At 42.3% G+C, this 14,349-nt stretch carries 14 protein-coding genes, 1 tRNA gene and 1 pseudogene; 11 read left to right on the top strand and 5 right to left on the bottom strand.

The genetic code is table 11. The annotated features are described in order from the left end of the window. Positions 1–31 precede the first annotated feature (31 nt). From LRS05_RS12320 to LRS05_RS12310, 3 genes are all read right to left on the bottom strand, one after another. On the bottom strand, positions 32–778 hold the full coding sequence (locus LRS05_RS12320; protein WP_257868590.1) for a transporter: 747 nt from the start codon (positions 776–778) through the stop codon (positions 32–34). Positions 779–841: 63 nt separating this feature from the next. After that, positions 842–1,429, bottom strand: coding sequence for a hypothetical protein (locus tag LRS05_RS12315; protein WP_257868589.1), 588 nt, complete (start codon positions 1,427–1,429; stop codon positions 842–844). A gap of 32 nt (positions 1,430–1,461) precedes the next feature. Beyond that, complete coding sequence (locus tag LRS05_RS12310) at positions 1,462–2,019, bottom strand: pseudouridine synthase (protein ID WP_257869272.1); 558 nt, start codon at positions 2,017–2,019, stop codon at positions 1,462–1,464. Positions 2,020–2,065: 46 nt separating this feature from the next. Here LRS05_RS12310 and LRS05_RS12305 point away from each other — a divergent pair, with 46 nt between their 5' ends. From LRS05_RS12305 to LRS05_RS12260, 10 genes and pseudogenes are all read left to right on the top strand, one after another. Then, positions 2,066–2,509 (top strand): SRPBCC domain-containing protein, encoded by a 444-nt coding sequence (locus LRS05_RS12305; protein ID WP_257868588.1) that lies wholly within the window; start codon positions 2,066–2,068, stop codon positions 2,507–2,509. Between the two features lie 81 nt (positions 2,510–2,590). Beyond that, positions 2,591–3,079: an AraC family transcriptional regulator gene (locus tag LRS05_RS12300; RefSeq protein WP_257868587.1), complete on the top strand. Its 489-nt coding sequence runs from the start codon at positions 2,591–2,593 to the stop codon at positions 3,077–3,079. Between the two features lie 79 nt (positions 3,080–3,158). Further along, positions 3,159–3,902, top strand: a complete 744-nt coding sequence (locus tag LRS05_RS12295; RefSeq protein WP_257868586.1) for a heavy-metal-associated domain-containing protein — start codon at positions 3,159–3,161, stop codon at positions 3,900–3,902. Positions 3,903–3,971: 69 nt separating this feature from the next. After that, positions 3,972–4,475: a thiol peroxidase gene (tpx, locus tag LRS05_RS12290; protein WP_257868585.1), complete on the top strand. Its 504-nt coding sequence runs from the start codon at positions 3,972–3,974 to the stop codon at positions 4,473–4,475. Between the two features lies 1 nt (position 4,476). Further along, the gene (locus LRS05_RS12285; protein WP_374707775.1) at positions 4,477–4,854 is read left to right on the top strand and encodes a diacylglycerol kinase family protein; all 378 of its coding nucleotides are present in this window, start codon (positions 4,477–4,479) and stop codon (positions 4,852–4,854) included. 37 nt (positions 4,855–4,891) lie between these two features. Further along, entirely contained in the window at positions 4,892–7,402 is a 2,511-nt protein-coding gene (locus LRS05_RS12280) for a DNA translocase FtsK (RefSeq protein ID WP_257868584.1), read from the top strand. A 1-nt stretch (position 7,403) separates the two neighbouring features. Continuing rightward, positions 7,404–8,045: an outer membrane lipoprotein carrier protein LolA gene (locus LRS05_RS12275; protein ID WP_257868583.1), complete on the top strand. Its 642-nt coding sequence runs from the start codon at positions 7,404–7,406 to the stop codon at positions 8,043–8,045. A 7-nt stretch (positions 8,046–8,052) separates the two neighbouring features. Next, positions 8,053–9,488: pseudogene (locus tag LRS05_RS12270) on the top strand (LptF/LptG family permease); the annotation flags it as partial. Between the two features lie 563 nt (positions 9,489–10,051). Further along, entirely contained in the window at positions 10,052–11,188 is a 1,137-nt protein-coding gene (gene ribB / locus LRS05_RS12265; protein ID WP_257868582.1) for a 3,4-dihydroxy-2-butanone-4-phosphate synthase, read from the top strand. Positions 11,189–11,327: 139 nt separating this feature from the next. Then, positions 11,328–11,411: transfer RNA gene (locus tag LRS05_RS12260), tRNA-Ser, on the top strand. 339 nt (positions 11,412–11,750) lie between these two features. Here LRS05_RS12260 and LRS05_RS12255 read toward each other — a convergent pair. Beyond that, the gene (locus LRS05_RS12255; RefSeq protein WP_257868581.1) at positions 11,751–13,412 is read right to left on the bottom strand and encodes an RluA family pseudouridine synthase; all 1,662 of its coding nucleotides are present in this window, start codon (positions 13,410–13,412) and stop codon (positions 11,751–11,753) included. Positions 13,413–13,525: 113 nt separating this feature from the next. Here LRS05_RS12255 and LRS05_RS12250 point away from each other — a divergent pair, with 113 nt between their 5' ends. Then, the gene (locus LRS05_RS12250; RefSeq protein WP_257868580.1) at positions 13,526–14,080 is read left to right on the top strand and encodes a DUF6642 family protein; all 555 of its coding nucleotides are present in this window, start codon (positions 13,526–13,528) and stop codon (positions 14,078–14,080) included. Here the strand turns inward: LRS05_RS12250 and LRS05_RS12245 are convergent. Then, positions 14,077–14,343: a hypothetical protein gene (locus tag LRS05_RS12245; RefSeq protein WP_257868579.1), complete on the bottom strand. Its 267-nt coding sequence runs from the start codon at positions 14,341–14,343 to the stop codon at positions 14,077–14,079. The two genes, LRS05_RS12250 and LRS05_RS12245, sit on opposite strands and share 4 nt — an antisense overlap. Positions 14,344–14,349: the final 6 nt, after the last annotated feature.

The following is a 14,349-nucleotide window of genomic DNA, read 5'->3' as shown; positions in this document are numbered from 1 at the left end:
AAGATTTCTTTAGGTTTAATTGAGAATAAATTTATATACGCAATGATAAGCCTATTGTCTCGTAGTATCCGTGATAATGATTGTGTGCCGACAGCTCATAGCCGCCAGCTACATCAAGCTGGATATTCTTAGTCAGTAGAAACATTAATCCTGCATCAATCCAGTGATCTGGCCGTTCATGCGGCAAGAGGTAGGCGAAACTCTCAAAGAACACTTTCATTTTGTCACTGACCTTTATATTTGGTGATATGGTATATTCATAGGTTGGCCTGCCTGTTTCACTATCCCAGATTGCGCCTGCGTTATAACCAATGTCAATTTTGTCGTTTACAGTGTTTTGAAACAGCAACCGTATATCAGGAGCGAGGTATTGTGCTTTGAAATCTTTTGAGGCCAGTTTAGGGATTTCTACCTGCATGATTATTGAAGTCTCAGGCAGAATCCCGTTTTCATGCCATAAGTTCATTTTTACTCCCGCAATGACAGGCTTAAAACCACGGGCAATGCTGTCGGTCTCCTTATTATATGCATACTCAGTTATGACCCTTATTTCAAATATATTGTTCACACCATATTTCCATAAGGTAGAAGGCAGGCTAAATTCTTCGCTATCCTCTGATTCGCGTTGATGTACAAAACCGATTTCAGCCTGAAAATGTCCTTTAGGAACAATATCAGCAGTTTCTGTCTGGTCAGGCCTGTCAGTTGTAATTACATCTTCCTGCGCAGAAACTGCTGTATAAAAAAAGAAGATGGTATAAAGGAAATAGTTTTTCATGCTTTAAAAATCATTTAAAGCTACTATAATGAATGCAGAGATAATTTTAAATTTTTGCTAAAATTACTTTACAAATCTCCTTAGCTGCATGGTAAAGTTTTTTGCCAGCTTTTCATAAGCGCCGGCAATGCGGTTTCCGGGGTCAAAGGCATACTCTTCCGGCTCAATTCCGGGAGATTTATCATATTCAACTTTGAGTAAAACATTTGAAGGATTTGCTGATTCAAACACGGTCACTACAGCTGTAATCTTCGCTTCTTCAAGGCCTACGCCCACATTGTAGCCCGGATAAAGCCATAGCGTTTTTATAGCCATGGTGTAGGGTGCGGCCGGATTTTTCGCTACAGTCACGCCTTTGCCTTCCATACGTTTGTTAAAGTAGGCTATAAATTTCGGCTCGTAGTTCGCTTCACGGTCGGCAAACCACTTTGTCCGAAAGTTTTCAGCCTTTTCGCCCTCACGCTTACTCATCTTGTCTTTAAGGAAATCTTCTTCGGTTTCGAAATGGGCTACTTTTATATTAGTATAATCAAATACAACATTATATTCTTTAACCGACGCAAGGTTTTTAAAATCGCCGGCAACAACTTTGCCCTGTGCCATTACAGCCGCGGTAACCAAGCATAGAATGATAGTAAAGTATTTGTGCATTGTATCGTGTTTGTGCTAAATTACAAATTTTGTCAAACCGAAACAGTTTCAAGTTCAATAACATTACCTGGCTGCATTCCTCCCAGATGAATGTTCCCGATTCTTACCCTTACCAGCCTAAGCGTAGGGAAGCCGACCGCTGCAGTCATTTTTCGCACCTGCCTGAATTTGCCTTCGGTGACGGTAATACTAATCCATGAAGTAGGGCCATGCCGCTCATCACGCACCTTTCGGTAAGGCAGTTCAGGATTGTCAATCAATTTTGCCGTGCATGGCTTTGTAACATAGCGTGTGCCTTTAAAACCGATTTCCACGCCGCGTTCAAGCTGTACTGCCTCTTCATGGGTGATAATGCCGTCAACCAGTACGTAATATTCTTTTTCAACCTTTTTGCTGCGTACAATCTCACTCATCATCCCGTCGGTTGTCAGGAGCAACAGCCCTTCGCTGTCTTCATCAAGCCGGCCTATAGCCATGGTGCCTTCAGGAAAGTTATAGAGTTCACCCAGCAGCTTTTTGTTGCGTTTCAGGTTATAGGTAAACTGGCTCAGGTAGCCATAAGGCTTATATATTTTGTAGTGGTGGTGCATAAGCCAAATGTAAGCCAAATGTCATATATTTACGAAAACACCAAACATGGATTCACTTAAAATCAAAACAAGCATACAGATAGCTAAACCTGCAAGCGAGGTTTTTGAAGCTATAGTAAACCCTGAGCAGATGTCTAACTATTTCATATCGCACGGCAGCGGCAGGATGGAAGAAGGGGCAAACCTGATATGGCACTTTCCTGAGTTTGACGGCGATGCACCTGTACGTGTCGGAAAAGTTATAAAAGATGAACTTGTGTCTTATTATTGGGATATTGCCGGCCGGGAAATGCATGTAGAAATGAATCTTGAGGCCAAAGGAAACAGCACCGTAGTTATTGTGACAGAAGGCACTATGCCTAATGATGAAGAAGGTATAAAATGGCTGGCAGGCAATACCGAAGGATGGGCCAACTTCCTGGCATGTCTTAAAGCCTGGCTGGAGTATAAAATCAATTTGCGCAAAGGAGCATTTGATTATAGGTTTTAAAGTTTGCTGTACCTTTGCATTATGGTACTTCATATAAAACATATGGTTTGCCCGCGATGTATTATGGCTGTTGAAAACATAATGCAGAAGCTTGCAATGCCTTTTAAAGACGTAAAAATGGGAGAGGTAGTTCTGCATGAGGAAATTTCCCCGGACATTATGCCTCTGTTTGAATCTGAACTTCATAAAATAGGTTTTGAAGTCATTACTGACCCTAAAGCTCAATTACTGGAACAGGTTAGGATACTGGTGCGCGAATATGTTGACGATGAGAATGAGAAGAAAGTAAATCTGTCGCTATTTCTATCAGAAAAACTTGGCTATGACTATACATATCTAAGCAACCTATTCAGCGCAGAGACAGGCGCTACCATCGAGAAATACTACATAGCCCAACGCATAGAGAAAGCTAAAGAGTTGCTTAGGCATAGAGATTCTTCCGTATCTAATGTTGCCGCCAGGCTTGGTTACAGCAGCGGCGCTTATCTTTCGGCACAGTTCAAAAAGCTTACAGGGATCACTCCCGGCGAATACAAAACTTCGCTAACGGCAAAACGCGCCAACCTGTAAATGTTACTGCTTTGCACAAAAATTGTGTAAGCCCTGCTGTGGTTTTGTACAGTAACTTTGCCATTTAAACTTTATAATCATGACACATACCTATAAAATTTCAGGGATGACATGTGACGGTTGCGTGGCTAAAGTTTCGCACCTTCTTAACCAGGTGCCGGGCGTAACCGCTGTTGATGTACATCTTGACAAAGGAGAGGCTGATATCACCATGGAGAAGCATATCAGCACGTCCACACTGCACGCTGCCCTTAAAGATTATCCTAAATATCAACTTACAGAAGCAAACGACCATCAAGAGAAAAGAAATGTATTTGCCGAAGCGCCGGAGCCTGAGCGTAGCTGGATGCAGACTTATAAGCCTATCCTGCTAATATTCGGTTACATCACAGTGGTATCACTTATTGGGTCATATACAAATGGAATAATAGATGCTATGGCTGCGATGCGTATATTTATGAGTGGTTTCTTCCTTACGTTTTCATTATTCAAAATGCTGGACCTGAAGGCCTTCGCCAACAGTTATGCCATGTATGATGTTGTAGCGAAAAAACTGCCTGCCTGGGGCTATATCTATGCTTTTATTGAGCTAGGCCTGGGGCTTGCCTATGCAGCAGATTTTGAAATATTGTCAACCAATATTGTAACGGCAGTAGTAATGTCGGTAAGCCTTATTGGTGTTTTGCAGAGCGTACTCAACAAAAAGAAGATACAATGTGCCTGCCTTGGTGCAGTCTTCAACCTGCCTATGAGCACTGTAACTATTATAGAAGATGCGCTTATGATTGTAATGAGCCTGGCCATGATTGCCATGTACCTGTAAAATTAGGTATCGGCTATTGTTTGGCATGATTTCTTTTATAGTTTTGTAAGAAATACAAACACTGAAGAAATGGCTGATATAACGCTTGGCGGAAACGCAATAAAAACATCCGGCACATTGCCTGCAAATGGTGCTGCTGCACCTGATTTTAAACTTACAGCTACCGACCTTTCAACGGCATCTTTGTCAGATTTTAAAGGGTCAAACCTGGTGCTTAATATTTTCCCGAGTGTAGATACCGGTACGTGCGCGGCTTCTGTACGTAAGTTTAACGAAAAGGCATCAGGTCTGGAAAATACAAAGGTACTGTGCATTTCACGCGACCTTCCTTTTGCACAAAAGCGTTTTTGCGGCGCAGAAGGCCTTGATAATGTTATATCACTATCAGACTTTAAAGATGGCTCTTTCGGCCAACAATACGGTTTAACTATTGAAAATGGCCCATTAGCCGGGTTACACTCTCGTGCTGTAGTGGTTATTGATGCAGATGGTAAAGTAAAATATACACAACAGGTGGCAGAAATTGCCGATGAACCTGATTATGAAGCTGCCCTTGCGGCACTGAATTCATAATATGAAAGACCAGAGGTTTGTTGCCGGGCGCATGAAAAGCGTGGTATATGCTTTTCGCGGGGCGTATAAGCTTGTAACTACAGAGCACAGCGTTATGGTACAGTTTTGCCTTGCGATAGCTGTTACACTTGCCGGCTTTTACTTTGATATCACCGCTACTGAATGGATGCTGCAAACGCTTGCCATTGGCCTCGTGCTGGGTGTCGAGGGCGTTAATACCGCTCTTGAGAAAATTTGCGATTTCATCCACCCGGAATATCATGAGCGCATCGGCTTTATAAAAGACATATCGGCGGGGGCGGTTACATTTGCCGCCCTGGCTGCCCTTATTACGGGCATCATCATATATTCCCCAAAAATTTTAGCAATGTTTCCCTGAGAAATTGATATTTTTACAGAGAGATAATCTTTTATAAATGGCTAAAACCAAAAAAGAGGCGAAACCTGCTGAGGGCCAAAAGCCTAAAAAGAAATTTGCGTTTACACGCCAGCATAAGGTGTTGCTTGGCGTATTGTTTTTCTTATTTGCAGTGGCTATGCTGCTGTCTTTCATATCGTATTTCCTTCACGGTGATTTTGACCAGAGCGGGCTGGATTCTTTCAGCTCCCGCGATGAAAAAGTAGGCAACTGGCTGGGTAAGTTCGGGGCATCGCTTGCCGATGTATTTCTCTATAAGGGCTTTGGGGTGGCATCGTTCATACTTATCCGCTTTTTCTTTTTGACAGGCGCCCATTTGGTGCTCGACCTTCCGCTCAGGAAAATGAAACGTGTACTTTTCTGGGATTTATTCCTTATCATCATCGTATCAATAGCCTTCGGCTTCTTCAACCAGTACCTGCCTGAATTGGGCGGTGTTATAGGTTATGAGATGAACCTCTTTATGCAGGATTACCTGGGCAAGACAGGTACGGCGCTTGTGCTTGTATTCGCGTTGTTCATTTACCTCATATTTAAAGTAAAGATTTCACCTGATGCCCTTAAAGCATTTTTTGAGCGCAGGCAGGAAGAACGTGAAAGAGAAAGGGAAGAACGCGAGGCGATGGCTGATGCAGTTCCTTCACCGGTGGCACAGGCAATGGCTGCCGACCCTGAATATTTTGCTGAAGATCCGGCGCTTACTGAAGAGGACGACGAGGAATTTGACGAGCCTGTACTGAAGCCAATGCCACAACCTGAACCGATACACACACCTTCACAATTTGAAATAAACCGTGAAGCGCTGAAGCCTACGATAAGTAACCATTCTGAAATACAGCTTGACACACAACCGAAACCTGTTGTGCAGCAGCCGGTTGCGGTACACCATGAACCGGAAATAATTACCACTGATGATGAAAGTTTTGTAATTGAAAAATCTCCGGAAGAAGATGTGGTTGAAGAGAACCTTGCAGCAAAGCTTGTAAAAGACTTCGGGGAGTTTGACCCAACGCTTGAACTTTCTAATTACCAAATGCCAACTATCGACCTGCTTAAAGACTACTCAAGCGGCGGCATCACCATCAACCAGGAAGAGCTTGAAGAGAACAAGAACCGTATTGTTGAGACGCTTCGTAACTACAAAATAGACATTGCGCAGATAAAGGCAACGGTTGGGCCAACGGTTACTTTGTACGAAATCGTTCCGGAAGCCGGCATCCGAATTTCGAAAATAAAGAGCCTTGAAGATGATATTGCGCTGTCACTTTCGGCGCTGGGTATACGTATTATAGCGCCAATCCCCGGCAAAGGTACAATAGGTATTGAGGTGCCGAATAAGAACCCTACGATGGTTTCGATGAAGACTGTAATTGCCTCACCGAAATTCCAGACCGCCGAGATGGAACTGCCTATTGCTTTAGGCAAGACCATATCAAACGAAACTTTCGTTGTCGACCTTGCCAAAATGCCGCACATGCTTATGGCAGGCGCCACAGGCCAGGGTAAATCGGTAGGGCTTAATGCTGTACTTACATCATTATTGTATAAAAAGCACCCCGCTGAGGTTAAGTTTGTGTTGGTTGACCCGAAGAAGGTGGAACTTACGCTTTTCAATAAGATTGAGCGCCATTACCTTGCAAAACTTCCTGATGGGGGAGATGCTATTATTACCGATAATACCAAGGTTATCAATACGCTTAACTCGCTTTGCGTAGAGATGGATAACCGTTACAACCTCCTTAAAGATGCCATGGTGCGTAATATTAAGGAGTATAACGAAAAATTCAAACAGCGCAGGCTAAACCCGGAAAACGGGCACCGTTTCCTGCCGTATATTGTGCTTGTTGTCGATGAGTTTGCTGACTTAATCATGACCGCAGGTAAAGAAGTTGAAACACCAATTGCAAGGCTTGCACAGCTTGCGCGGGCTATTGGCATCCATTTGATTATTGCAACCCAAAGGCCATCGGTAAACGTGATTACCGGTATTATCAAAGCTAACTTCCCGGCAAGGATTGCGTTCCGCGTAACATCAAAAATTGACTCCCGCACTATCTTAGACAGCCAGGGTGCCGACCAGCTTATAGGCCGCGGGGATATGTTATACACCCAGGGCAATGACCTTACCCGTGTGCAATGCGCTTTTGTTGATACACCTGAAGTTGAAAAGATAACTGAATTCATCGGTTCGCAGAAAGGCTACCCTGATGCCTATCTGCTTCCGGAATTCTTCGGAGAGGAAAGTGGCATTAATCTTGATATGGATATCTCCGAAAGAGATTCAATGTTCCGCGAAGCAGCCGAAGTTATCGTAAGCGCCCAACAGGGCTCGGCATCATTGCTGCAGCGTAAGCTTAAGCTTGGCTATAACCGCGCAGGCCGCCTTATCGACCAGTTGGAAGCCGCCGGTATTGTTGGCCCGTTTGAAGGCAGCAAAGCCCGTAACGTGCTGATTCAGGACCTGACTTCTCTTGAGCAATTTTTCAGGAACGAAGAAAACAATTTTTAGCATGCAAAGGATTATCAGGGTTTTAGCGATTTTATTCGTGAGCATTTCCCTTCACGCACAAAATTCGCAAAAGGCCAAAGCGCTGCTTGATGATGTATCATCCCGCATAAAAAGCTATAACAATATTGTTATGGACTTTAGATACTCTATGAGCAATCCATCAGAGAATTTGAACAGAGAGAGCAAAGGCAATGTTTCACTCAGCGGAAACAAATATGTGCTTAACTTCATGGGCTTTACCCGCATATTTGACGGTAAGAAGGTATATAACATTGTACCCGAAGACGAAGAAATCTCAATCTCAACCTATGATAGCCAAAAAGATGGATTAACGCCTTCAAAAATGTTTTCATTTTTCAATTCAGGCTACAAATATTCCTGGGATATATTACAGAACGTTCGGGGAAGAAAAATTCAGTACGTTAAGCTACATCCGCTCAGCCCAAAAGACGATGTTAAAGAAGTGTTAATTGGTATAGATGTGCAAACCAGGCATATCTATAACCTTATACAAACCGATAAGGATGGTACTAAGACAACGTACACTATAAATTCTTTTAAAACAAACCAGCCTTTGTCAAAAAATCACTTTACCTTTACCGAAAGTAAATATCCTAATTATTACATCAATAGATTAGATTGATTTTCCGGTGAAAATACTCGATCGCTACATCCTCAAATCGTTCATACAGACATTTGCTACAGTATTTATCATACTGTTTTTCATCTTTATACTTCAGGGCATATGGCTTTTTATCGCCGAGCTTGCAGGTAAAGACCTTGACATCTGGCTGATAACCAAGTTCTTGCTCTTTTATTCGCCAAAGATGATTCCGCTTGTATTGCCGCTGTCAATATTGTTGGCATCTATCATGACGTTTGGCAGCTTCGCGGAAAACTATGAGTTTGCTGCAATGAAATCGTCAGGCATATCGCTCAGCAGGGCCATGCGAAGCCTTATTGTGTTCATATTTGGATTGAGTATTGTGGCATTCCTTTTCGCCAATAATGTTATCCCCAAAGCAGAATATAAATTCCTGAATCTCCGCAAAAGCATTCTTCAGCGCAAACCGGCTATGGCAATAGCTGAAGGCCAGTTTAATGCAATAGGCGATAATTTCAATATTAAAGTTGATAAGAAATCCGGTGAAAATGGCGAAAAGCTGGAAGGCATTACCATTCATAAGAGAGCGCCTGGCCAACAAAACAGCACTGTGATACGCTCAAAGTCAGGTTTGCTTACAAGCAATGAATCATCTAACCTTTTGCAGCTGGAGCTTTTTGATGGCTACTATTACGAAGATGTTAAAAGCGACCCTGCCCAGCGCGAACGCCAGCCATTTGCAAAAAGCACATTCTCAAAACAGATTATGAATATTGACCTTTCAGTGCTAAACAATCCTGAAAGCGAAGGAGATACGAGGATTGTAAATACAAATACAATGCTTAATGTTAGTGAGCTTAACTATACAATTGACTCTCTTGAAACCAATTATGTAAAGGATGCACAAACAATTGCCGATAATACATCAGGCAGGCTGAATAATATCTTAATTAAGCCGACAGCGCCGAAAGGAGCGCCAATTCCTAAAAAGGAAGTTATAAAATTTCCTAAAGATGTTTTGAAATATTTTTCAATGGATGCAGATAAGAAGCGTGTTTTGGAAATAGCTTCAAGCAACCTGAGCAGTGCAGATTTTTCTGTCGAGGCAGGTAAGAATACATTGCTCGCAAAAGTAAAGAACATCAACGGGCACTGGCTCGCGCTTTACGATAAGTTTGTAATAGCATTTGCCTGTATACTAATGTTTTTTATAGGCGCGCCGCTGGGTGCAATCATCCGTAAAGGTGGTATAGGCCTACCGATAGTTTTGCTGTGGTAATATTTATTGTATTCCACTTTGTAAACACCTTTGGGCGTAAGGCTGCATCAGAAAACGGGATTCCGCCATTTATGGGAGCCTGGATGTCGTCATTCATACTTTCGCCATTGGCCGTTTTCCTTACGTATAGAGCCACAAACGACATGAACGTAACTGTTAACTTTGACTGGCTAATACTGCCTTTTAAAAAGCTTTTTGGCAAGCGGGGCATTGATGCTCCAGAAATGGTTAAGATGGAAACGGTAGCCGTTGGCCAGGGTGAAGACTGGGATGAAATGATGGCCCGGGATGAAGAACAACTTGTTGATATAGTAAAGAATGCACGGCGGTTTGGTTATTCGCGCGATTACCGCAACAGGGCACTTAAGGTATTGGAATTGAGAGGTATTACACAGGCTGCATTGTTGGAGCGTGGAGAACTGCATAATACACAGTTCCTTAAAATGGAGCAGCTGGCAAATGACTACAAATATCTTTCAGGAGGTGCATTGGTAACCTTAATTGTATCGATTGTTTTTGCTTTAACGGCTGCACAAGCTGAAAAGACCAATCTGTGGCTTATGATATTAGGCATTTTGAATACGATATTATTCTATCTGTTTTTATTTAAATCTAAAGAAATCCTTCGTGATGTTGGCCGGATACTAAACCGTAATATTGGATTAGGATTGATACCGACATTGGTTTTAGGTTTTCCGTTTTATCTTATATTATTTTTTACTGACAGGGCAGCGCTGAAAAAGGCCATCCCGCAATTCAAATAACAATGCTTACCGAACAACGCATACAACTCAACACAATAGAAGAAGCCATTGAAGACATCCGCCAGGGCAAAATAATAATTGTGGTGGATGACGAAGACCGTGAAAATGAAGGCGATTTTCTGGCTGCTGCCGATAAGGTTACACCGGAGATGATCAATTTTATGGCAACACATGGTAAGGGGCTTATATGTACACCGCTTACAGAGAAACGCTGTAAAGAGCTGAACCTGCATGTAATGGTTACCAATAATACCGACAGCATGGAAACAGCCTTTACAGTATCGGTCGACCTTAGAGGCAACGGCGTAACTACAGGCATATCGGCTCAAGACAGGGCAAAAACAGTACAGGCGCTAATTAACCCTGATACAAAGCCGTATGATCTGGGGAGGCCGGGGCATATTTTTCCGCTAATTGCAAAGGAAGGCGGTGTATTGAGGCGTACCGGCCATACAGAAGCAGCCATTGATTTTGCAAGGCTTGCGGGTTTCCAACCTGCGGGAGTGATTTGTGAGATAATGAACGAGAACGGCACTATGGCAAGGCTTCCTGAATTGTATGAAGTAGCCAGGAAGTTTGACCTGAAACTTGTTTCTATTGAAGATTTAGTGGCTTACCGCATGCAGCATGACAGCCTTATCCAGAAGAAAGAAGATTTTGAGATAGAGACAAGGTTTGGCGTTTTCAGGCTGAGGGCATACGTGCAGACCACCAACAAACAGGTGCACATAGCGCTGACTAAAGGCAGCTGGAATAATGGGCAGCCTGTACTGACACGTATTAACTCATCGCAGGTAAACAATGATATTTTAGGAACACTTACTACTGATGCAGATAAAAAGCTTGATGATATCTTCCGCAGGATAAATACTGAGGGCAAGGGCGCGGTGTTGTTTATAAACCAGGAAATACCGCCTACACAATTGATGGCACGCATTAAAGAGCTAAAATCATTACAGGCTGAAGGAGTGATGAAGGCGCCTCAAATAAAAATGGACGTAAAAGATTTTGGTATTGGCGCACAGATTTTACATGATATCGACATCTCAAAGATAAGGCTGCTTACTAATTCATGGCAGACAAAAAGGGTAGGGATGATTGGCTACGGCCTTGAAATTACCGAATATGTTGAATATTAATATTTGCTAAAGCAAACGTTTTGAAACTGTTATAAATTAATGCGAAAAAAAATATTAAATAAGCCTTGATTGTATTTGCAGAAACGGAAAAGGTTGCTATATTTGCATCCGCAATCAGGCACATGATGGCGCACATACTGGAGAAATGGCAGAGCGGTCGAATGCGGCGGTCTTGAAAACCGTTGACTGTAACAGGTCGGGGGTTCGAATCCCTCTTTCTCCGCTGATAACCCTGTAATCAAAAAGATTACAGGGTTTTTTATTTGAAGAATTCGAGAAACTCTGGAATGAAGAGCAGGACAGAGCATTAAAAACACTGATAGAACAGGAAACCTCTCAGTTAATAAACTGAAAGGCTGATTGAGGATTATTTGTTTGCCTAGCGTGAACCACTAAAAGCCAGGTTTTGGACCTTAGGATTGAAGGGCGCCCAAGCATTCTTAAATCAAAAGAAATAAAGTACAGGATATTAAACAAATTTTAAACTTTGTCGATACGATTGTGAATGAAATGGCCGAGTTGAGAAATTATAAATTGCTGACTATAGAATGCAATTTCATATCTAAAAACCCTCTGTCACCTCAAACCTCATACGTTCTCCATTGGTTGGGTGGGTGAACTCGAGAACTGCAGCGTGCAGGTAAAGTCTATCTGCTGAAGTCCCATATAGGTCATCACCAACAATAGGTGCATTTAAGCCCAGTTCATGCGCAGCGTGCATACGCAATTGATGAGTTCGGCCTGTAAGTGGCCAGAAATGTACTTTAGTAGTGGTTTCAGTACGTTCAACTGCCTGCCATTTTGTAATGGCTTTTTTGCCGAACTCAAAGCATACCAGCTGCATGGGCCTGTTGTCAAGGTCGCCGCGCAATGGAAGGTTTATTTCACCGCCATTTTCTGATATAACTTTTGACAGCATCGCTGTGTAACGCTTAGTTACGGTTCGATTAAGGAACTGCTTTTGAATATGCTTGTGCGCTTCTTTGGTTTTCGCTACAACCAACAGGCCAGATGTTGCCATGTCAAGCCTATGGATAATGAGCGGTTCGGCATCTGTCCACAATGCCTGCAGCCTTGTATAAACAGAATCTTGTATTGCAATGCCCGGTACAGAAAGCAGCCCTTCAGGCTTGTTTACCACAACAAAGCTGTCATCTTCAAAAATGATGTCAATTTTTTTATCTTCACCGTTATTTACAAGCAGCGGATTATCTTCCAAAGCTATGTCGGCCAGCATATGGCCAAGTATGGGCTTGCACTTTCCGCTGCAAGCAGGATAAAAGTGTCCATGTTTGCGCACCTCAGACTTTGGCCCTGCTCCCCACCAAAATTCCGCCATGGCAAGAGGCTTTAAGTCATTTAAGAAAGCATACTGCAGCAATTTTGGTGTGGCACATTCACCCGCTGCGGCAGGTGGCTTACCAAATACAGTAGCACTAAAAATATCGTGAAGGCTCTTCGGTTTTTTATCCTTGTTAAGGAAAACATACTGTTCAAAAAGCTGTTGCTGCAGTGTTGCCGATTTTTCTTTGCGTTCTGTTTTTAATGCTTCAATTTTTGCATCAAAATCCATTAGGGCGGCACCATTCTCATCTATTGCTTTCTGCCACTTTTCTGCAAGCAGCCTAAACTTATGTTTTTCATAAAGGCTGTGTTTAATCATGTGCGCCTCGTAGGCCTGGTAGTCTGCTTCGCTTAAATCCTTTTTTCGCTTTTCCCGCAACAGTTTACGGATGTTTTTATTACGCTTAGTCCATTGCCTGAAAGCATTAATCTCGGCTTCAGACTGTGATGTCAAAATATCAGATTGCTGTTTTAGGTTGAGATAATCAGCATTTACCTCCAGTTCTTCAATAGCCTGGTTGATATCGTTCAGCACCAGCTGCTCTTTGAGGAAAAAGCTGTCATCGTCCAGCATGTCAAACACCGGCGGAACAAAGCGCTTGTGGTGGTTGCTATCGGCCAGCTTACCCGAAAACGCCCACAAATAGCCTAATTTGCCCTCACTATCCTGAACTACAAGCACACCAAACATTTTACCAATGGCATTAAAGTTATGCCCCAGATTATTGTTAGCCTCAAGATATGCCTGAAGTTTTTCTGCGGCCATCTTTGCAAGAGGATGTGGCTCGTAATAAAAAGGGTAGGTAAAACGTTCAGGCAGGGGAATGCCCGAAATTTCGGTTTTTGTAAAGTATGTTATATGTGTGATAGCTGGAGACAAAAGTAAAATTTTCAGGATGCGAAAATAAGCGAATTTGTTTGTTGATAAAAGTGAAATTAAAACAGGCAAAAGGGTGTTATCTTTAAGGCACACCTTTTGCTTTTGAAAATTATATGAATAATAAATTTATTTTTTGCCTTGAGGCTGTTGATGATGTTGAAATACAGGGCAATGAAAACACGATAAACAACCTTGAGCAGCTGGCCTGGGATACGGGTATTGACAGTATTTACCAAACTTGTGATACAATTGAAGGCCTTGAGGACAGTCTTAATGCCTTGATTTATGCGGACGATAATTTTAAAGGCTACGAAATTATTTACCTTGTGATGCCCGGCGAAGAAAATAGCATTTGCATTAATGACTACTATTATAGCCTTGAAGAAATTGCCGAAGTTTTTGAGGGAAAGCTTAAAGGCAAAATACTGCATTTTGCCAATGCTAAAATACTTGACTTAACACCGGATGAATCGCAATATTTTCTTGATATTACAGGAGCCAAGGCAATTTCGGGATACGGCGAGTTAAATAGTATAGCCAGTGCCGCACTTGATAAGGCATTTTTTACGCTTTGTCAGGACGAGGATGATGTTACTGAAGTTGTGGAAGAGTTGCACCGCAAACACTATGCGCTGTGCAAAATTCTTGACTTCAGACTGTACTATTAATTAATTTTTGTGTTGTTTTCGCGCGACTTTATTTCTTTGTCTATCTGTGAGTAGCTTATAACTGCAGGCATAAAGCAAATAAATGTGCTTAATGCAACTATTGCAAGAGATCCCATTCCGTCTGTAGTAAATATTACATAGAGCAATGCCGCTTCTGCAATAAGCATCACAATGCCAAGGCCTACAAGTACGCCCTTCATTTTCTTTTTATACAGAATGAGCTGATCCATGCTCATGGCTGATAGTTTATTTGCTTTTTTCATATGTCA

It is taken from the genome of Flavobacterium sp. J372, from assembly GCF_024699965.1.
GTDB lineage: Bacteria > Bacteroidota > Bacteroidia > Flavobacteriales > Flavobacteriaceae > Flavobacterium.
This window is presented reverse-complemented; position numbering and strand designations above follow the sequence as displayed.